This window comes from Marinobacterium aestuariivivens, from assembly GCF_042661465.1.
Lineage (GTDB): Bacteria > Pseudomonadota > Gammaproteobacteria > Pseudomonadales > Balneatricaceae > Marinobacterium_A > Marinobacterium_A aestuariivivens.
The window spans coordinates 4,595,247-4,614,758 of record NZ_JBHSWE010000001.1 but is presented as its reverse complement, the minus strand read 5'-3'; the positions used below and the strand labels follow the sequence as shown (position 1 = coordinate 4,614,758).

Annotated in this window: 13 protein-coding genes and 5 pseudogenes; 7 read left to right on the top strand and 11 right to left on the bottom strand. The window is 62.7% G+C overall.

The annotated features are described in order from the left end of the window. Window positions 1-87: 87 nt before the first annotated feature. Window positions 88-210, top strand: a pseudogene (locus tag ACFQDL_RS24140) (IS6 family transposase); the annotation flags it as partial. Between the two features lie 403 nt (window positions 211-613). Here ACFQDL_RS24140 and ACFQDL_RS24135 read toward each other — a convergent pair. Together ACFQDL_RS24135 and ACFQDL_RS24130 are read right to left on the bottom strand one after the other, a co-directional pair. Continuing rightward, the gene (locus ACFQDL_RS24135; protein ID WP_379911236.1) at window positions 614-1,072 is read right to left on the bottom strand and encodes a GNAT family N-acetyltransferase; all 459 of its coding nucleotides are present in this window, start codon (window positions 1,070-1,072) and stop codon (window positions 614-616) included. Then, window positions 1,012-1,620 (bottom strand): type II toxin-antitoxin system TacA family antitoxin, encoded by a 609-nt coding sequence (locus ACFQDL_RS24130; RefSeq protein WP_379913300.1) that lies wholly within the window; start codon window positions 1,618-1,620, stop codon window positions 1,012-1,014. The genes ACFQDL_RS24135 and ACFQDL_RS24130 overlap by 61 nt, the downstream gene beginning before the upstream one ends. A gap of 72 nt (window positions 1,621-1,692) precedes the next feature. Between ACFQDL_RS24130 and ACFQDL_RS24125 the strand changes: the two genes are divergently transcribed. The 3 genes from ACFQDL_RS24125 (at window position 1,693) to ACFQDL_RS24115 (ending at window position 3,279) form a co-directional block, all read left to right on the top strand. Beyond that, window positions 1,693-2,208, top strand: coding sequence for a molybdopterin cofactor-binding domain-containing protein (locus ACFQDL_RS24125; protein ID WP_379911235.1), 516 nt, complete (start codon window positions 1,693-1,695; stop codon window positions 2,206-2,208). 61 nt (window positions 2,209-2,269) lie between these two features. Continuing rightward, window positions 2,270-2,752 carry an XdhC family protein gene (locus ACFQDL_RS24120; protein ID WP_379911234.1) on the top strand — a complete coding sequence of 161 codons (483 nt, stop codon included), beginning with the start codon at window positions 2,270-2,272 and terminating at the stop codon, window positions 2,750-2,752. Beyond that, window positions 2,707-3,279 carry an XdhC family protein gene (locus tag ACFQDL_RS24115; protein ID WP_379911233.1) on the top strand — a complete coding sequence of 191 codons (573 nt, stop codon included), beginning with the start codon at window positions 2,707-2,709 and terminating at the stop codon, window positions 3,277-3,279. Before ACFQDL_RS24120 ends, ACFQDL_RS24115 begins: the two co-directional genes overlap by 46 nt. 77 nt (window positions 3,280-3,356) lie before the next feature. On the opposite strand, the gene ACFQDL_RS24110 is transcribed toward ACFQDL_RS24115, so the two are convergent. The 6 genes from ACFQDL_RS24110 to ACFQDL_RS24085 all read right to left on the bottom strand — a co-directional run bounded on the left by ACFQDL_RS24110 (window position 3,357) and on the right by ACFQDL_RS24085 (window position 10,181). Beyond that, window positions 3,357-3,830: a DUF2269 family protein gene (locus ACFQDL_RS24110; RefSeq protein ID WP_379911232.1), complete on the bottom strand. Its 474-nt coding sequence runs from the start codon at window positions 3,828-3,830 to the stop codon at window positions 3,357-3,359. Beyond that, a complete protein-coding gene (locus ACFQDL_RS24105; protein ID WP_379911231.1) occupies window positions 3,823-4,956 on the bottom strand; it encodes a saccharopine dehydrogenase family protein in 1,134 nt (377 codons plus the stop codon). Before ACFQDL_RS24105 ends, ACFQDL_RS24110 begins: the two co-directional genes overlap by 8 nt. Window positions 4,957-5,462: 506 nt before the next feature. Then, entirely contained in the window at window positions 5,463-6,983 is a 1,521-nt protein-coding gene (gene exaC, locus ACFQDL_RS24100) for an acetaldehyde dehydrogenase ExaC (RefSeq protein WP_379911230.1), read from the bottom strand. Window positions 6,984-7,327: 344 nt separating this feature from the next. Continuing rightward, the gene (locus tag ACFQDL_RS24095; RefSeq protein ID WP_379913298.1) at window positions 7,328-8,185 is read right to left on the bottom strand and encodes an ISAs1 family transposase; all 858 of its coding nucleotides are present in this window, start codon (window positions 8,183-8,185) and stop codon (window positions 7,328-7,330) included. 193 nt (window positions 8,186-8,378) lie between these two features. Next, a complete protein-coding gene (gene yddG / locus ACFQDL_RS24090; protein WP_379911229.1) occupies window positions 8,379-9,290 on the bottom strand; it encodes an aromatic amino acid exporter YddG in 912 nt (303 codons plus the stop codon). 156 nt (window positions 9,291-9,446) lie between these two features. Continuing rightward, the gene (locus ACFQDL_RS24085) at window positions 9,447-10,181 is read right to left on the bottom strand and encodes an AraC family transcriptional regulator (RefSeq protein WP_379911228.1); all 735 of its coding nucleotides are present in this window, start codon (window positions 10,179-10,181) and stop codon (window positions 9,447-9,449) included. Between the two features lie 149 nt (window positions 10,182-10,330). On the opposite strand from ACFQDL_RS24085, the pseudogene ACFQDL_RS24080 reads away from it, so the two are divergent. Both ACFQDL_RS24080 and ACFQDL_RS24075 read left to right on the top strand, forming a co-directional pair. Further along, window positions 10,331-12,027, top strand: a pseudogene (locus tag ACFQDL_RS24080) (BCCT family transporter). Between the two features lie 69 nt (window positions 12,028-12,096). Continuing rightward, window positions 12,097-12,615, top strand: a complete 519-nt coding sequence (locus tag ACFQDL_RS24075) for a mechanosensitive ion channel domain-containing protein (protein ID WP_379911227.1) — start codon at window positions 12,097-12,099, stop codon at window positions 12,613-12,615. Window positions 12,616-12,962: 347 nt separating this feature from the next. Here ACFQDL_RS24075 and ppsA read toward each other — a convergent pair. Further along, window positions 12,963-15,301, bottom strand: a pseudogene (gene ppsA, locus ACFQDL_RS24070) (phosphoenolpyruvate synthase). Between the two features lie 254 nt (window positions 15,302-15,555). Between ppsA and ppsR the strand changes: the two are divergent. After that, the gene (gene ppsR, locus ACFQDL_RS24065) at window positions 15,556-16,371 is read left to right on the top strand and encodes a posphoenolpyruvate synthetase regulatory kinase/phosphorylase PpsR (protein ID WP_379911226.1); all 816 of its coding nucleotides are present in this window, start codon (window positions 15,556-15,558) and stop codon (window positions 16,369-16,371) included. Between the two features lie 100 nt (window positions 16,372-16,471). On the opposite strand, the pseudogene ACFQDL_RS24060 reads toward ppsR, so the two are convergent. Next, window positions 16,472-17,955: pseudogene (locus ACFQDL_RS24060) on the bottom strand (bifunctional 2-methylcitrate dehydratase/aconitate hydratase). Between the two features lie 140 nt (window positions 17,956-18,095). Beyond that, window positions 18,096-19,276, bottom strand: a pseudogene (gene prpF, locus ACFQDL_RS24055) (2-methylaconitate cis-trans isomerase PrpF). Between the last annotated feature and the right edge of the window lie 236 nt (window positions 19,277-19,512).

The following is a 19,512-nucleotide window of genomic DNA, read 5'->3' as shown; positions in this document are numbered from 1 at the left end:
GGTATGCCCCATCCCTCAGAAAACGGCTCTGTTGCAAAAATCTACCGCTTGTCGGAGAAAGGCTGGTGAAGCAGACGGGAGTAAGGTATGTGCGGCGACTTCAAATGGAGTCATTTCAGTGGAGAGATCATTCTGTGGGCAGTAAGCTGGTACTGCCGCTACGACATCAGCTACCGCAATCTTGAGGAGATGCTGGCGGAATGCGGTGTGCGTGAATGAAGGTCGGCGAGCTAGCCATCACCGTATTCCAGGACGCCAACGCCCAGGGACGTGGCGCGGTAGACGCCTCCATACGCCTGGCCTAGGGCGAAGACACGGAACATAAAGTCTGGGTGCCCTTCGAGCTGGTGATCCCGGCCAATTATAAGGACTACCTCAACTGGACCTGATTCCCGAATAGCTCATTATGGGGTACTGCCTTGCTGGCAGCGCCCCTTTTCTGCTGATTTCGTCACGCGCAGATTACGAATCGTGACACTGAATCAAGATTGCCCTAGCTTGACCACTTGACCGAATAGTTGGGAGACCGCAAATGGCCGTTAGCGGAGGCTGGAGGAATGCTTCGCTCCAGATTGGATGGTGATTTCGACATACGGACTGTCGAATCTGGAAGTCAGGTGAGAAGGCTTGCGCCCTTCAAGTCGGCGAGTGTGACCATCAACATCATGGGATCGATCGGAGACGGCTCGAAGCCGACTCCCTCGTAAAAAGCCTTCGCTTCTTCCGACAGGGCGTACACGATCATACCGCGAATGCCAATGGTGTCCGCCGCCTGGATTACGCGCAGCCCGGCATCCCGCACCAGGGCACGGCCGAATCCCCTGCCCTGCAGGGATTGATCCACGGCCAGCCGGCCCAGGACAACTACCGGAATCGGGTCCGGCATGTTGCAGCGAAAGCGTCCTGGAGCCGCATCAACAGTGATCGCGCTCGATGCCAGGGCATAGTACGCCAGCACGCAGCTACCCTCGCAGGCCACGAAGGTACGGGATGCACCTGTTGACTGGTTTTTCAGCGCACGACGCTCGAGCCAGTTATCCAGGCTTTCCCCCTGAGGCGAACGCCTCGACATCGTGATCTGAGGTCAAAGGCTCGGGCGCCGTAACCGTCATGCTTTTTCCCAGGGGCCGCTGTCTGCATCGTTTTGCGCAGGCGCTCATTTGGCTGTGGCGGCATGTCCAGTCGTGCGAGAAAGGCAGCATAGGCTTCCGGGCTGGCCGCAATAATGGCCTGATCGAGCAACGTTTCCTCGGCAGCCATGCGGGCCGCTTCCAGCACGAAGTCTGTGCGGTTCTTCCCTCGGGCCCTGGCAGCACGATCGATCAGATTGCGTTCCTCGGGCTTGATACGGATATTCAGCGTTTCGCGCTTTTTCGGCGCGGGGTTCGTGCGACGCTCGATGAAAACGGACTGCCGCAGGCCTGGGAACACCGTATCGCCGGTCAGTCGATCGTCCAGGGCACCGTTTTCGAAAGCGGCATGGTCAAGGACGGCATCGACGCGACCTCGGTCGAGGGCGCGGCCAACCTGCCCTACCGGATCCCGAACCTGAGCGTCGAACTGCACACCGTCGATCTTGGCGTACCGGTGCAGTGGTGGCGCTCGGTCGGCAGCACCCATACCGCCTTTTCGACGGAAGTCGTTGTCGATCGCCTGGCCCGCGCCGCCGGCCGGGACCCGGTCGAATACCGGATGCAGCTGCTCGAGGGCCATCCCCGCCATCAGGGCGTACTGAAGCTGGCGGCCGAAAAGGCCGGCTGGGGCACACCGCTGCCCGAAGGCCGGAGCCGGGGCGTCGCGGTACACGAGTCGTTCAACACCTATGTGGCCGAAGTGGCCGAGGTCTCCGTCGGGGATGACGGCAGCTTCCGGGTGGAGCGCGTGGTCTGTGCGGTGGACTGCGGCATAGCGGTCAATCCCGACATGATCCGGGCCCAGATGGATGGCGGCATCGGCTACGGTCTGTCGCCGGCACTGATGAGCGAAATCACCCTGGACCAGGGGCGGGTGGCGCAGTCCAACTTCCACGACTACCAGGTGCTGCGTATCGACCGGATGCCGCAGGTGGAGGTCCATATCGTCCCGTCGGCGGAACCGCCGACCGGCGTGGGCGAACCGGGCACACCGCCGATCGCGCCGGCGGTGGCCAATGCGCTCGAGGCGCTCACCGGACAGTCATTCGAACGCCTGCCGCTGAAGCTCGCCTGAGCAGCGGATGCCGTGCCGCCCCGCCGACACGGCATCCCCGTTCAACCGATCGAGGAATCCCATGGCCAATCAGCTTACCCGGCTGCTGCTGCAGTGGTATCCGCAACGCGACGCGCTGGAATGGGTGCTGGGCACGGTCTATCGCACCGAAGGCCCCAGCTACCGCAAGGCCGGCGCCATGATGCTGTTCAACAGCCTGGGACAGGCTTTCGGCATGCTCAGCGGCGGCTGCCTGGAGTCGGATATCCAGCGCCACGCCCGGCGCGTCATGCAGAGCGGCCAGGCCCTGACGCTCTGTTACGACGGCAGCGACGAGGACGACCTGTCGTTCCAGCTCGGTATCGGCTGCGGCGGCACGGTGCATATCCTGCTGCAGCCGATCCGTGCCGACAACGACTACCTGCAGCCGGACCTTGTGCATCGGGCGCTCGAGCAGAGGGCGCCCGGCTTTATTACCAGCACCTTCCCGGTGCGGCGGGCGAAGTCGAAAGCCGCTTTGTGCCGCGGCCCGAAATGGGCCGTAGCGCAAGACCCGCAACGCTGATCCGCGAAGGCGATCAGCAGTGGCTGAAGACGGCCATCATCCCGCCGCCCCACCTGCTGCTGATCGGCGGCGGCCTGGACGCCCGGCCGCTGGTTGCCATGGCCCATGAACTGGGCTGGCAGACCAGCCTCTGGGACCCGCGCCCGGCCAACGCCCGGCGTGAGCATTTCATGCAGGCGGGCCTGATTCTCGACGAAACGGTCGAAGCGCTGGCGACCTACAGCCAGGAACAGCCTGTCGATGCCGCGGTGCTGATGACGCACAACATTCCGCTGGATGCCGCCGCCCTGAAATCGCTGCAGCGCGCCCCGCTGCGCTATCTCGCTCTGCTCGGCCCCGCCAGCCGCCGCGCCCGGGTTCTCGAGGAGGCGGGCCTGAGCGAAAAGACGCTCGATCTTCCGCTCGCCGGCCCCGCCGGGCTCGATATCGGTGGCGAACTGCCCGAGAGCATTGCGCTCTCGATCCTCAGCGAGTGCCATGCGGTACTCTTTCAACACAGTGCGCGGCCACTGAACCGGTCCTTTTGACCGGACCGCATTTTATCGAGACTGCGAAGCCCGGCCGGGACCCGTCATTTTTCCGGCTTTACCAATAACTGACGTCATTACACAACGGCAAAGGGCTTGAACACCATCAACCAGAAAACGACCAGTATCGCTGCAAAGGCGGGCACCCCCAGCGCCGTCCACCACCGCATCAATTTCTTCAGGCCAGGTTCGAGTACTCCGTTAATCAGGGAGGCATCGGCAAGGGCCTTGAGTCGGTACTGGATCAGCACAACGGGGACCCAACAGGCCCCAATGAAGAGATAGAGGGCGATCACCAGATAAAACCATGTCGAGCTGAACGAATACTCCAGCCTCAGCATGAGCAGCACACCGGTCACTAACTGCACGACCACTGCAGGTGTCGTAAAGATCCAGTCCGCCATCACCACATGGCGTGCGGTCAGAGCTATCGCCGCAACATTGGAGGAACGACTGGCCATGAACATGAAGAAGGCGATACCCGCTCCGGTACCGGCAACGACGACTGCACACAGGATATGGATCATCTTCAGCAGCAGATAGTTATCCAATTTCCCTCTCCGTTTGGTGATGAATACCCAGCGGAGAAGCTTCCACATCGAACTCTTCCAATGTGTACATGCCCAGGCAGGGCCTCGCGCCTGTTGCGTCGAGTGTGCCTGCGATCAACTTCTTGGCAAGGATAATCGCTGACAGCGTGGGTATATAGGGCCCCACATTATTTTCGGCACAGAGCGTCCACCTGATCCGCTGAGGCTCATGGTCCTTTCCCAGACCCGAGAGATTGATCTGCATCCCCCCGATATCGGTACCCAAACCCCTGAAGAACTCGCCGCCGTTGAAGATTGGCTTCGTGAAAACAGACCAGTCCCTGATCAGGCCCATTTTGGCCAGCAGCGCCATGAAGACCATCGTGAAGTGAAGCAGCGGCAGTTCCAGGCCGGCCTGGAACCTGACGGTATTCACGGGCCGGTAGCGTTCGGGGAACAGTTCCAGGTCGGGGATGTCGACGTTGGCCAACCAACGCCTGCCGACGACATCGCCGAAGTGCAACCTCCTGGGAGACATCCAGCCGTACTGCTCGACCCACTCGCCTTTACGGAAGGCCATAAAGGGATGGCCGGTATAGGAAAGAATGCCCCTGACCGTCGCATCACCCCGTTCGGCCCGATTGCCGGGCGCTATCGCAAAGTCTATTTCATCGAGGCGTGAGAACCTGTCCATCAGGCTGTCGATAACCGTCGAGGAGAGACCGGGCACCGAACTCGCCCCCGATACAACCAGCAGATTACGCTGCATGGCCTGCTCGTTCAGCGCAACGATATCGCAGACGAAGCGGCGATCGTCCGCCAGGTCGATGTAGTGACAGCCGACCGCAATGCAGGCTTCGGCCACCCGGTAGTCCTGACCCTGAAAAGGGCCGCCGGTATGAATCACCAGATCGGGGGATAAGGCTCCGAGCTCGTCGATGAAGTGCTCATCGTTGATATCGACGACCGCCTCTTCGAGCAGCGCCCGAGCTCCTTTTGCCGATAAATCCCGGCACAACTGCCGGGCCTTCCCGGCATCGCGTCCTGCGACGGTAACGGTGATTCCTGTCAGTAACGCCAGGCTTTCGGCAATCCGCTTGCCAAAGTTACCGTATCCACCGAGGATCAAGATCCTGCGTACGTCCATGTTCGTCTTCATATAAATAGCGGTTGAGTTGTCGCCCCCAGGGGACGGGCCGGTCGTCCATGACCGATCCGATAGTGACGCATTTGCCGCTAACGCGCCAGTGCGAATCGGGGTGCAGCCTTATGCCGGTTTTCGGCCGGCGCCTGTCCGGATGATGCGCATCGCTGCGCTCTGCGGCATCCTACGTCGAGATCGGTCGGCGCTTTTGTCACGCGTAACGCGTCACCCGTCACCTGCCGCTTTCGGCGCGGGGCGCGCCTCCCGCAGGGGCCTGACCCGCTGGATACTATTGACTGGTGACTGGAAACTCACACATAAAAAAGCGCGGCCGAGGCCGCGCTGAAACCTGAGAGTGCAATTACTCTGTTCAGGGGTTGGCTGACCACGCAGGCCAGATTCAAAGTGTAGTTCAAGGGAGCCTCTAGACAAGTCGCAGAGACCTGTTTCAACTTATCTGGCGACTCCCGGCCCCGAAGGCTGATTCGGGGCCCGGGACTACCGCAGGATCAGAAGAAGCCCAGCGGGTTGACGTCGTAGCTGACCAGCAGGTTCTTGGTCTGCTGATAGTGGTCGAGCATCATCTTGTGGGTCTCGCGACCGACACCGGACTTCTTGTAGCCACCGAAGGCGGCGTGGGCCGGGTAATGGTGGTAGCAGTTGGTCCAGACGCGGCCCGCCTCGATGCCGCGGCCCATGCGGTAGGCGCGGTTCATATCGCGGGTCCAGACGCCGGCGCCGAGGCCGAATTCGGTGTCGTTGGCCACGGCCAGGGCTTCCGCCTCGTCCTTGAAGGTGGTGACCGAGACCACCGGGCCGAAGATCTCCTCCTGGAAGACGCGCATCTGGTTGTTGCCGCGCAGCAGCGTCGGCTGGATGTAGTAGCCGCTGTTCAGGGCCCCTTCCAGACGCTCGGCGCCGCCGCCGATCAGCACCTCGGCGCCTTCGCCGCGGCCGATCTCGAAGTAGCCCATGATCTTGTCGAACTGCTCCTGCGAGGCCTGGGCGCCGACCATGGTGTCGGTATCCAGCGGGTTGCCGCGCTTGATCTGGCGGGTGCGTTCGATGACCCGGCCGATGAAGTCGTCGTAGATGCTTTCCTGCACCAGCAGACGAGACGGGCAGGTGCAGACCTCGCCCTGGTTGAAGAACGCCAGCACGGTGCCTTCGACGCACTTGCTCAGGAAGCTGTCTTCATGCTTCACCACGTCCTCGAAGTAGATGTTCGGCGACTTGCCGCCGAGCTCGACGGTGGACGGGATGATGTTTTCGGCGGCGCACTTGAGAATGTGCGAGCCGACCGGCGTGGAGCCGGTGAAGGCGATCTTGGCGATGCGCTTGCTGGTCGCCAGCGCCTGACCGGCTTCGGCGCCGTAACCGTTGACGATGTTCAGCACACCGGCCGGCAGCAGATCGCCGATGATTTCGGCCAGCACCAGGATCGAGGCAGGCGTCTGCTCGGCGGGCTTGAGCACGATGCAGTTGCCGGCGGCCAGGGCCGGGGCCAGTTTCCAGGCCGCCATCAGCAGCGGGAAGTTCCACGGAATGATCTGCCCGACCACGCCCAGCGGCTCGTGGAAGTGGTAGGCGACGGTGTTTTCGTCGATCTCGCCGATGGAACCTTCCTGGGCACGGACGCAGCCGGCGAAGTAGCGGAAGTGATCAGCCGAAAGCGGCACGTCGGCGGCCAGGGTCTCGCGCACGGCCTTGCCGTTGTCCCAGGTTTCGGCGACGGCCAGCGCCTCGAGATTGGCCTCGATGCGATCGGCGATCTTCAGCAGGATGTTGGACCTTTCGGTGACGGAGGCCTTGCCCCAGGCGGCCTTGGCCCCGTGGGCGGCGTCCAGTGCCAGTTCGATATCCTCGGCAGAGGAGCGCGGGATCTCGCAGAACGGCTGACCGGTCACCGGCGAGATGTTCTGGAAATACTCGCCTTTGACCGGCGCAACCCATTCGCCACCGATGAAGTTGCCATAACGCGGTTTGAAAGAAACAACGGAACCTTCGGTTCCCGGCTGTGCGTAGATCATCGTTATCGTGCCTCTTTGTTGTTATCGCTCCGACACCTTGCCTGGCGCCGTTACCTGTTCGACTACAGATGCATCTTAGCCAGCGACCACCGGGAGCCCCATGCTCCCTTGGCACAGAAAAACGGGGATCCGAATAGTACTTTCGGCCTATGGCAGGGCAATCGCACTACCTGACGACTGTGAGTGCCAGTCCGGGCCGGCGGTACCGTTTCCGGGCGACACGCTTTACGTCGTCCCTGACCGCTCGGCTGCCGCCCTCCCTGGCGGCAGACGGTCGCCCTGAAGCGGTACCCCCACCCCTCGACAGCGCGGTGCCAACCGACAGACGCACCGAACCCGGTTTGCTACCCGACAATGGCCAGGCATGCCGGCGGCGAGAACCATCCGTGCACTCGCGGCGTCAGTTGCAGCACCGAGGCCCGGAAGGCGTCGTCATAGGCAGCACGCAGCCGCTTATTCTTGACCCCGGGTTTGGAGCCCCTGGCCTGGCGCAGGAGGTTCAGGGCGAAGCGCCGGGTGAGGGCCGGATTCTGCGCTGCATGTCCGATTCTTGCGCTTGACGGGTCCTCGTTGAAGGCCATGTCGAGCACCCAGTGCAGGCTATTCTCGACCCGCCAATGATGGCGGATGTGACGGCCGATCCGCTCCGGATCAGCGGCATGAGAGGTGATAAAGCAGCGACGCTCATGCGACACCTGACCGTTGAGTTCGCGCTGGCTCTTCACCATAACCAACGTCCGCAGCCCCGGCCAGTCCGGCTTCTGCGCCAGCCAGTCGATCTCGTCACTGACCCAGATGCGGCGTGTTTCGATCCGGCCGTGGTCTTTCTCCACGGCGTCGGCGTGGCCCTGGGGATGGTGTTTGGCTTCGGTGTCCATGAACAAGCGAACGTCGTCATGCAAGGTGCTCTGGTCCCCCTTGAGGGCCAGCACATAGTCGCCACCGCCCTCGGTGATCTGCCGGGCCACCGTTTTCTGACAGCCGATAGCGTCGATCGTCACCGTGACGCCGTCCAGGTCGAACAAGAATTCTGCTACGGCTTCCCAGTCATCCATGCCGGAGAGTATTGCACAAAGGGCGATACTGAGGATGTCCGACAGCCCATGCAGCTTGTTTTGCGTGGTCCGGCGCGGATCGGGGAGGGATTCGAAGAAAGGCTTGGGGTTCGGCAGCATGGCAATGGTTGCTGCAAATGCCGGAATTAAGCCGTTTTCGTACCGGCACCGGGCTCGCCGAGGCTGATGTGGTCGGGTCTGGCTGACCGTCTGCCGCCAGGACGGCGGCAGCCGAGCCCTCAGGGACGAGTTCACGGCGTGTCAGACAGGCCCGACCACATCGACCCTGACGATCTTGTCATCGCCTCGTGATAGTGCGATTGCCCTGCGGCCTATGGATTCAGTCCGCGGCCGGCTCGGCGGCGGCCTCGGTGCTGCCTTTGCTGATCAGCCAGGGGCCGACGCCGGCAACCAGGGCGCCGCCGACGATCAGCAGGCTCGCCAGCATCAAGGCCCAGCCGGGCTCGGCGAAGCCGGCCAGCACCAGCAGCACCGTCGAGACCAGCGGCGCACCGTAGGCGAGCACCCCGAGCAGGCGCAGATCGCCGTGCTTGACGCCGTGGTCCCAGGTAAAGAAGGCAATGCCGACGGGGCCGAGGCCGAGGCCGAGGATGCCGACCCACTGCAGCGCTTGCTGCGGCCAGATCCAGGCTTCCCAGAGCAGGTGGCAGACCAGGCCCGCCAGCGCCGTGGCACCGCAGAACCAGCCCACGGCGTCGGTCGGAACGCTCGCCACCAGCCGGCTGGCCACCGAATAGGTGGACCAGATCAGCGCACAGCCGAGCGCCAGGGCGTAACCGGCCAGGTACTGCGTCTCGAAACCGCTGTCGCCGCGATCCAGCAGCAACCAGCAGCCGACCAGCGCCATCAGCGCCCCGACGAGATGGACGGCCAGCAGACGCTGCCCCGGCAGCAGCGCCGAAAACAGCACGATCAATAGCGGCCAGAGATAGGCCAGCAGACTGACCTCGACCGCCGGCGCCAGGGCCATGGCGGCGAAATAGCACAGGTGATAGCCGAACAGCCCGCCGACGCCCAGCAGCCAGGCCCGTAGCGGCTGACGCAGCTGCTTCAGCGGCGCCGGTCCCAGCAGCAGTCCTTTCACCATCATCAGCGCCCAGGCGATGGCGAAGGTCATGAACAGCATCTGGAAAGGCGGTATCTGATTGCCGGTCAGCTGGGTCAGCAATGCCAGCGTGCCCCAGAGCACGACGGAAATTGAGCCGATGGCGGTCGCCCGTCCCTGATTCATGTTGCAACTCCGGTGAGTGTAGATGGGGCAAGCATAGCGCGATCGGGGTGTTGTGACTTTCGCGGAGCAACCGGATACTTTGCCGATCAGGAAGAAAGACGTTTGTTGAGGTCAACGCCGGAGCGGCCGGAACGTTCAACGTCAGATCGCTTTGCGTCAGTGGCGGTCGCTGCCGCGGAAATAGCGCGGCGACTTGCCGAAATGGCGGCGGAAGCGATCGCTGAACGCGGCGAGATTGCCGTAGCCGACCCGCTCGGCGATGCGCTGAATACTGAGGTTGCTGGTTTCCAGCAGCGCCCAGGCTTCCTGCATGCGGCGCTCGAGCTGATACTGCTGCGGCGTCATGCCGAAGCAGTCCTTGAACAGTTCCGACAGCCGGCGCGGGCTGAGATGGGCAACGGCGGCGAGGTCCGCCAGGATGAAGGTCTGATCGAGATGCCCGTCGATCCAGCTGCGCGCCGCCTTGACCCGGCGGTCGATCTGCAGATCGCTGCCATAGCGTTCGGTCAGCAACTGGACCAGCAGCAACAGCATCTGGCGCCGGCCATGGGTGGCGATGCCGGAACGTTCCAGTTCGGCCTGAAGAAAACCGATGTACTGTCCCAGCGAGCTGTCCAGGGGAATGAAGGACGGCAGCCGCTCCAGCTCCGGCGCCAGCGCGGCGGGAATATCGGCGACGATAAAGCGGTTGGCCTCGTCGGCGGCGAAGGCATGATCGTCGCCCGCCGCAATCACCGCGCCCTGCCCCGGCCCGACGATGCCTTCACGCCCGCCGATGCTCATTTCAAGCGCACCCTCGACCGGCAGCACCAGCTGGTGATAGTCGTGGTGATGGCGCCGGGTTTCACGGTCGTAACTGCGCAGGTCGAGGATCAGATGGGAGTAGGACATATGCGGATGATAGCACCTTGTGGTACAGACGCCTGCAGAAAAGGCAACGAAACAGCCGGCCCTGCGCCAGGCCCCCATTAGCGACACCACCAGGCCGATCTTATACTTCGGTCACGCCAATAAAAAACCGGCAAGGAGGGCACTTCGGCATGAGCTCACATAGCGGCTGGCAAGTCATCGATAAACCGACCTTCTTCGGCGCCCTCTTTCTGCTGTTCGCGGTAACCGTTCCGCTGATCCTGTTTCCGGAGGCCGGCGAAGCCTGGGTGCTCGCGGCGAAGAATTTCGTCACCGACAAACTGGGCATTCTCTATCTGATGCTGGGCCTGGGGGCCGGCGGTTTCATGGTCTATATCATCTTCAGCGAAATCGGCCAGATCAAGCTCGGCGAGGCGGAGGAGGACCCCGAATTCTCGACCCTGTCCTGGGCGGCTATGCTGTTCTGTTCCGGCATCGGCGCCTCCATCCTCTACTGGTCGATGATCGAGTGGGTCTACTACTACCAGGCGCCCCCGTTCCAGATCGAAGGCGGTACGCCGGAGGCCGCCCGCTGGGCCGTGGCCTACGGCATCTTCCACTGGGGGCCCTGGCCTGGTCGATCTACCTGATCCCGGCGCTGCCGATCGCCTATTTCTACTATGTGCGCAACCACAGCGTACTGAAGATCAGCGAGGCGCTGATGCCGGTGCTGGGCGAGAAGCATGCCCGCGGCGGTATCGGCAAACTGGTCGACGTTCTGTTCATCTTCGGCATGCTCGGCGGCGGCGCCACCTCGCTGGGGCTGGCGGCCCCGCTGATCAACGAGGGCGTGCACGAGCTGTTCGGCGTGCCTATCAACCTGACCACCCGCATCATCGTGCTGCTGATCTGCACCGCCATTTTCGGCTACAGCGCCTTCGTCGGCCTGAAAAAGGGCATCCGGCTGTTGTCCGACATCAACTTCTGGCTGGCGCTGTTCCTGCTCGTATTCGTTTTTCTCACCGGGCCGACCCTGTTCTTGGCCAATACCGGACTCGATGCCCTGGGGCGGGTACTCGACAACCTGGTGCACATGGCCAGCTGGACCGAACCCTTCGCCCAGTTCGCCGACTTCAAGGACACCCATTTCCCGCAGGACTGGACCATCTTCTACTGGGCCTGGTGGCTGGTGTTCGCCCCCAGCGTCGGACTCTTCATCGCCCGCATCTCTCGTGGCCGCACCATCAGGACCATGGTGGCCGGTTCGATCTTCTACGGTACCCTCGGCTGCTTTGCGTTCTTCATGGTGCTCGGCAACTACGGCGTCTATCTGCAGTTGTCCGGCACCCTCGACGTGATGGACATTCTCAACAACCAGAGCCCGACGGCCGCGATATTCGCCATGCTCAAAACCCTGCCGATGAGCAATATGGTGGTGTTCGTCTTCACGCTGCTCGCGCTGATCTTCACGGCCACCACCTTCGACTCGATCTCCTACATCCTTGCCGCCGTGGTGCAGAAGGAGGTCGACGAGGAGCCGGTGCGCTGGAACCGGCTGTTCTGGGCCTTCGCCCTGTCGGTAATGCCCATCGTGCTGATGTTCCTGGGCGGACTGCAGACCTTGCAGACCGCCAGCGTCATCGGCGGCGTGCCGCTGCTGCTGGTCGCCCTGCTGCTGTGCATCTCGATCGTGCGTGCGGCTCACTACGACCTGCGCTATCAGCCCGACTACGAAGACAAGGAGATCTATATCGAGGCCTTCCCGAAGGACGACCCCTGGACCGCAGAGGGTACCTGGGATACGCCGGAAGCGGCGCATCATGGCGTCCAGCATACCGACAAGCCCCACGAAGAGGGCGATCCGGACAGCCATCCGTCGCGGCTATGACGGCGACTCGTTTTTCGCCCGCCGGCGTGCTACAAAGGGCGCAATTCGCTCAACCTGCAAGGGGTTCAAGTGTATACCCAGATTCTGGCCACCACTGGCATCATCATCGGTTATTTCGTCGTCTCCCACCTGATCCGCCGCCTGATGCTGTCATTGGCCAGCGCGAAGAAGGTGCCGCTGCAGCGCGTCGCCTACATCAGCAAGTATTTCAACGGCCTCAGCCTGTTCGCGGCCGTCGTCATGGTGTCGCTGATCTGGAGCATCGACTACGGCAACCTGATGCTGTTCGCCTCGTCGATCTTCGCCATCGTCGGCGTCGCCCTCTTCGCCCAGTGGTCGATCCTCAGCAACGTCACCTCGAGCGTAATCATCTTCTTCACCTTCCCGGCACGGATCGGCCACCGCATCCGCATCCTCGACGACGAGGAAACCCTGATCGGCGAAATCGTCGAGATCACCCTGTTCCAGGTGCTGCTGCGGGGCGACAACGGCGAAACCATCTCCTACCCCAACAACCTGCTGCTGCAAAAGCCGGTGATAATCGTCAATGACCGGGTGACGTTGCCACAGGCCGAGGGTGACGGGTGACCGGTGGCGCGTGACAAATACTCCAACGGGAAAAATTCGAAGGCACGGACGGAGGGTGGCTAGAGCGATGCATCCCACCCGGTCGAAACGTTTCGCACTCTGTATGGGCATCGCGAAACCGCCAGGGATGGTGGAAGGCCACCCCGTGGAAATCCTGAAAACGCAGGAGCGGTTTTCAGGGAACCCGCCGTATCGATCGCATTGCAGATCGATTGGTGTCGGCCGGCAGGGAGAAACCCAACCCACGGATACTGTTAACTCCCATCCGTAAACTGTTAACTCCTATAAAAAAAGCGGCCCTGAAGCCGCTTCGAAGTTTGCTGAATCAACTCAACAAGGGGTGGAACTCATTTGTCTTTCCGGTCGTTGGCCAGGAAGAACCAGGTATCGAGCACCGAGTCGGGGTTCAGCGAAACGCTGTTGATCCCCTGTTCCATCAGCCAGCGCGCCAGCTCCGGATGGTCCGACGGGCCCTGGCCGCAGATGCCGATATATTTGCCCTGGGCACGGCAGGCTTCGATCGCCATCGCCAGCAAACGCTTGACCGCATCGTTACGCTCGTCGAACAGGTGGGCGATGATGCCGGAATCCCGGTCGATACCGAGGGTCAGCTGGGTCAGGTCGTTGGAGCCGATCGAGAAGCCGTCGAAGTATTCGAGGAACTGGTCGGCCAGCAGGGCGTTGGACGGGATCTCGCACATCATGATGACCCTGAGCCCGTTCTCGCCGCGGCGCAGGCCGTTCTCGGCCAGCAGTTCGACCACCTGCTTCGCTTCACCGACGGTGCGCACGAAGGGCACCATGATCTCGACGTTGGTCAGGCGCATCTTGTCGCGCACGTACTTCAGCGCCCGGCACTCGAGTTCGAAGCAGTCGCGGAAGTCCTCGGAGATGTAGCGCGCCGCACCGCGGAAGCCCAGCATCGGGTTCTCTTCACTGGGCTCGAACTCCGCACCGCCGATCAGGTGTCCGTATTCGTTGGACTTGAAGTCCGACATCCGCACGATCACCTTTTTCGGGTAGAAGGCCGCCGCCAGGGTTGAGATCCCCTCGACCAGCTTGTCGACATAGAACTCGACGGGGCCTGCGTATCCGGCAATGCGGCGGCGGATGGTCTGCTGCAGGTCGGCCGGCTGCGCATCGAAGTTCAGCAGCGCCTTGGGATGCACGCCGATCATGCGGTTGATGATGAACTCGAGACGCGCCAGCCCCACACCGGCGTTCGGCAGCGCCGGAAGTCGAAGGCGCGGTCCGGGTTGCCGACGTTCATCATGATGTCGAACGGCAGCGGCGGCATCGATTCGATACGGTTGGTCTGGTGTTCGAATGCCAGGCTGCCCTCGTAAACCCGGCCGGTATCCCCTTCGGCGCAGGAGACGGTGACCTCCTGACCTTCGCGCAGCCGCTCGGTGGCGTCGCCGCAGCCGACGATCGCCGGAATGCCCAGTTCACGGGCAATGATCGCGGCATGGCAGGTGCGCCCGCCGCGGTTGGTGATGATCGCCGATGCCCGCTTCATCACCGGCTCCCAATCGGGGTCGGTCATGTCGGTGACCAGCACATCGCCGGGCTGCACCAGATGCATGGTATCGAGGCCGCCCACCAGACGCACGGGACCTGCGCCGATCCGGTGACCGATGGAGCGGCCCTCCACCAGCACCTTGCCTTTTTCCTTCAGCAGATAGCGTTCGACCACGTTGGTCTGGGCGCGGCTCTTGACCGTCTCGGGACGGGCCTGAACGATGTACAGCTGGCCATCGTCGCCATCCTTCGCCCACTCGATATCCATCGGACGGCCGTAGTGATTCTCGATGGTAACGGCAATGCGCGCCAGTTCCTCGACATCCTCATCCTTGATGGAGAAGCGGCCGCGCTCGTCGGCCGATACATTGACGGTCTCCACCGCGCGCCCGGCGCTGCCGTCCTCAGTGTAGATCATCTTGATCGCCTTGGACCCGAGGGTACGGCGCAGGATCGCCGGGATCCCCTGGGACAGAGTCGGCTTGAAGACATAGAACTCGTCGGGGTTGACCGCCCCCTGCACCACGGTCTCGCCAAGGCCGTAGGACGAGGTGATGAACACCGCGTGCTGGAAACCGGACTCGGTGTCGAGGGAGAACATGACGCCGGCGGCGCCGGTCTCGCTGCGCACCATGCGCTGGATACCGGCCGACAGCGCCACTTCACTGTGCTCGAACCCCTGATGAACGCGGTAGGAGATCGCGCGGTCGTTATACAGCGACGCGAAGACCTCGCGGATGGCATGCTTGATGTTGTCCAGGCCGCGGATATTGAGGAAGGTTTCCTGCTGGCCGGCAAAGGAGGCATCGGGCAGGTCTTCCGCCGTCGCCGACGAGCGCACCGCGACCGGCAGCTCGTCGTGACCCTCGACCATCTCGGCAAAGGCCGCGTCTATCGCCTTTTCCAGCGCCGGCTGCAACGGCGCTTCGAGGATCCAGTTGCGGATCTTGCGGCCGGTCTCGGCCAGGGCGATGACATCGTCGGGATCCAGCGATTCCAGTTCCCGGTGGATACGACTCGCCAGGCCGTCGTAGGCGAGAAAGTCCCGGTAGGCCTCGGCCGTTGTCGCAAAGCCCGTGGGAACCCGTACCCCCACTTCACTGAGCTGGCTGATCATCTCGCCCAGCGACGCATTTTTGCCGCCCACCTTATCGACATCGTCCATGCCTACCTGATCGAGGCGCAAAACATAGTGCTGCAAAACGCGTTCTCCTTAAAGCTTTGCCAATCGCTGAAATGTCGCAAAAACGGGACGGAGCCGAAGCCGCCCCGCCGGTTTCAGCGCCGATAATACTGGAGTTGTACCATAAAATCGCGTCCCTCCGGCATGTAATTTCACTACATGAATTTCTGCTATGATGCCCGGAATGCGGGGCTTTCAGCGCCCCTTTGCCAACCGTTCAGGAGTGTCCCCACCGCATGAAGCGCACCGCCTTTTTCATTTCCGACAGTACCGGCATTACCGCCGAATCTCTCGGCAACAGCCTGCTCGCCCAGTTCGACGGCATCCAGTTCGAGAAGATCACCCTGCCCTATATCGACAGTCTGGAAAAGGCCCGTGAAGTGGTCAAACGGATAGACACCGTGATGGAACAGGGCCAGCAAAGGCCCATCATTCTCGATACCATCGTCAACGAGGAGATCCGGGAATATATCGCCCGCTGCAAGGGCATGATGATCGACGTCTTTTCGACCTTTCTGAAACCGCTGGAAATCGAACTCGGCGCCGACTCCTCCTATTCGGTCGGCACATCCCATGCCATTGTCGAAATGCACCGCTACAAGGACAGGATCGACGCGGTCAACTTCTCCCTCGACAACGACGACGGTGCCCGCATTCAGCAGTACGACAAGGCGGATATCATCCTGGTCGGCGTATCCCGCTCCGGCAAGACGCCGAGCTGTCTCTACATGGCCCTGCAGTACGGCATCCGCGCCGCCAACTACCCGCTGACCGAGGAGGATCTGGAGAATCCGGGGCTGCCGCAATGCCTGCAGGCGCATCGCGGCAAAATCTACGGTCTCACCATCGACCCCTTCCAGCTCGCCGCCATCCGCCACGAGCGCCGCCCCAACAGCCGCTACGCCTCGCTCGACCAGTGCAGTCACGAAGTGCGCACCATCGAGCGACTGTTCCGCCAGGAGCGGATACCCTGCATCAACACCACCACCTTCTCGGTCGAGGAGATCGCCACCCGCATCATCTCCGAGGCGAAGCTGAACCGGAGGATATGAGGGTGCCAATAGCCACAATGCCGGGGTTCGGCGATTCTGTAGTTTAACTACACAAATGTGGTGACGCGTTACGTGTTACGCGTCACCTGTCACCCTAGTCTCAAATCACGAACAGCTCCATGAACTCATGGACCGGCGTCACCTCCAGCGCCGCCGGGTCCCTGCACAGTTCGAAGATCCTGTCGCAGCGCCCCGGCGGGAACCGGGTCGCGAGGTTGGTTCTGAATTTCTGTTCCAGCAGCGGGATGCCCTCGCGGCGGCGGCGGCGATGGCCGACGGGGTATTCGACCAGGACCTCGTCGGTGTGGCTGCCGTCGCTGAAGAACACCTGGACGGCATTGGCGATCGAGCGCTTGGCCGGGTCCAGGTAGTCGGCACTGAAGCCCGGCTCCTCGACCACCTCCATCTTGCCGCGCAGCGTATCGATGAGCGGATGGCCGGCATGAAAGGCATCCTCGTAGTGCTCGGCGCGGAGTTCCCCGAAGATCAGCGGCACCGCGGTCATGTACTGCAGGCAGTGGTCGCGGTCGGCGGCGTTGGACAGGGGCCCGACCTTGGAGATGATCCGTATTGCCGACTCCTGGGTGCGGATGACGATCCTGTCGATCTCACCGAGCCGGTCCCGGACCTGCGGATGCAACCGCACGGCCGCTTCGCAGGCGGTCTGGGCATGGAACTCGGCCGGAAAGGAGATTTTGAACAGCACATTCTCCATCACGTAGCTGCCGTAGGGTTGCGAAAAGCGGAACCGGCGCTCCTGCTCCGGCTTGATCTGCCGGTCCCTGCTGGTCGTGCTGAAGGCGACATCGTAGAATCCCCATTGCTCAGCCGTCAGCGCTCCCGGGATGCCCATTTCGCCGCGCATCGCGATATCGGCCAGGCGCACGGCCCGGGACGTGGCGTCGCCCGCCGCCCAGGACTTGCGGGAGCCGGCATTAGGCGCATGGCGGTAGGTGCGCAACGCCGAACCGTCGACCCAGGCATGGGACAGCGCTGCCATGATGACTTCGCGATCACCCCCAGCAACCGGGTGGCCACCGCGGTGGAGGCGACCCGCACCAGCAGCACATGGTCGAGTCCGACCCGGTTGAACGAATTCTCGAGCGCGATGACGCCCTGGATCTCGTGGGCCCGGATCATGGCATCGAGCACGTCGCGCATCAGCAGCGGCCTCCGGCCGCGGGACAGGTTCAGCTGGGACTGATGGTCGGCGACGGCGAGGATGGCACCGAGGTTGTCTGACGGGTGACCCCATTCGGCGGCGAGCCAGGTGTCGTTGTAGTCGAGCCAGCGGATCAGGCAGCCGGTATCCCAGGCCGCCTTGACCGGATCGAGACACAGGCGGGTGCCCGGGACCCGGGCGCCATTGGGCACCCGGGTCCCCTCGACGAGCGGCCCCAGGTGCTTGGTGCATTCGGGAAAGCGCAATGCCAGCAAGGCGCAGCCCAGGCTGTCCATCAGGCAGTGACGGGCGGTATCGAACGCGACTTCGCTGCCGATCTCATAATCGAGGACGTAGTCGGCGATATCCCGGATCACCTCATCGTAATCCGGGCGGACGTTCAGATCGGCGGTCGTGGACAAGGGACACCTCCCGGCAGAAGAGGTGCGGTTCGCAAGCTCACCGGCACCCAACGCATTCGAATGCCGCGTAGGGTGCTGGTAAGCGAAGCGCACCGCACCGATCAAGCGCGATGCTACAAGATGCCATTGCAGGATAGTCGTTAAAACGAATCCCCGGGAACCCGCACCCAGCCTTCCATCAGTATACGAGCGCTGCGGCTCATGATCGCCTTGGTGACCGTCCATTCGCCGTCGACCAGGCGGGCTTCGGCGCCGACTTTGAGGGTGCCGGACGGATGACCGAAGCGCACCGCATTGCGCTCGCCGCCGCCGGCGGCCAGGTTCACGAGCGTGCCCGGAATCGCGGCCGCGGTGCCGATGGCGACAGCGGCCGTGCCCATCATGGCATGGTGCAGCTTGCCCATGGACAGCGCCCGCACCAGCAGATCGATATCCGTGGCCTTCACGTCCTTGCCGCTGGAAGAGACATAATCCGCCGGGCCGGCGACGAAGGCCACCTTCGGCGTATGCTGCCGCGTGGCGGCCTCGTCGACATGCCTGATCAGCCCCATGCGGATGGCGCCGTGGGCGCGGATCAGTTCGAACTTCGCCAGCGCCTCGGCGTCACCGTTGATATCGTCCTGCAGCTCGGTGCCGCTGTAGCCGATCGCTTCGGCATTGACGAAGATGGTCGGGATACCGGCATTGATCAGCGTCGCTTTGAGAGTACCGACGCCCGGCACCTCGAGGTCGTCGACCAGGTTGCCGGTCGGGAACATGGAACCGCCGGAATCATCCGCCGGGTCCAGGAACTCGAGTTGAACCTCGGCGGCCGGGAAGGTCACGCCGTCCAGTTCGAAATCGCCGGTTTCCTTCACTTCGCCGTTGGTGATGGGCACCGGGAAATGATGGTCTTGCCGATGTTGGCCTGCCAGACACGCACCGTGGCGATGCCGTTTTCCGGGAGGCGGTCGGCATCGACCAGGCCGCTGCTAATGGCGAAGGCGCCGACCGCCGCCGACAGGTTGCCGCAGTTGCCGCTCCAGTCGACGAACGGCCTGTCGATCGAGACCTGCCCGAACAGGTAATCGACATCGTGATCCGGCTGGCTGCTTTTCGACAGTATCACCGTCTTGCTGGTGCTCGAGGTGGCCGCCCCCATGCCGTCGATCTGCTTGCCGTAGGGATCGGGGCTGCCGATCACGCGCAGCAGCAGCGCATCGCGCGCAGGGCCCGGCACCTGCGCCGCTTCGGGCAGGTCCTGGAGGCGGAAGAATACGCCCTTGCTGGTACCGCCACGGATATAGGTGGCGGGGATCTTTATCTGGGGAACGTGGGACATTTGATTAACTCCCGAAACAAGCGGGCACCTCGGCACCCGCTTTCAGGTTGCGTAGGGTGGAATGAGTGCCGAAGGCCCGAATTCCACCGGTGATATCGGGCGCCGACGAGGGCCCTTTATGCAAGCTTCAGCCTAACCTGCAAGCACCGGTGGAACGCCACCCGGTGGAACGCCACTCGGTGGAATTCGCTCCGCTCATTGCCACCCTACCGTCGCATTGCCAGGGTATGCCGTTA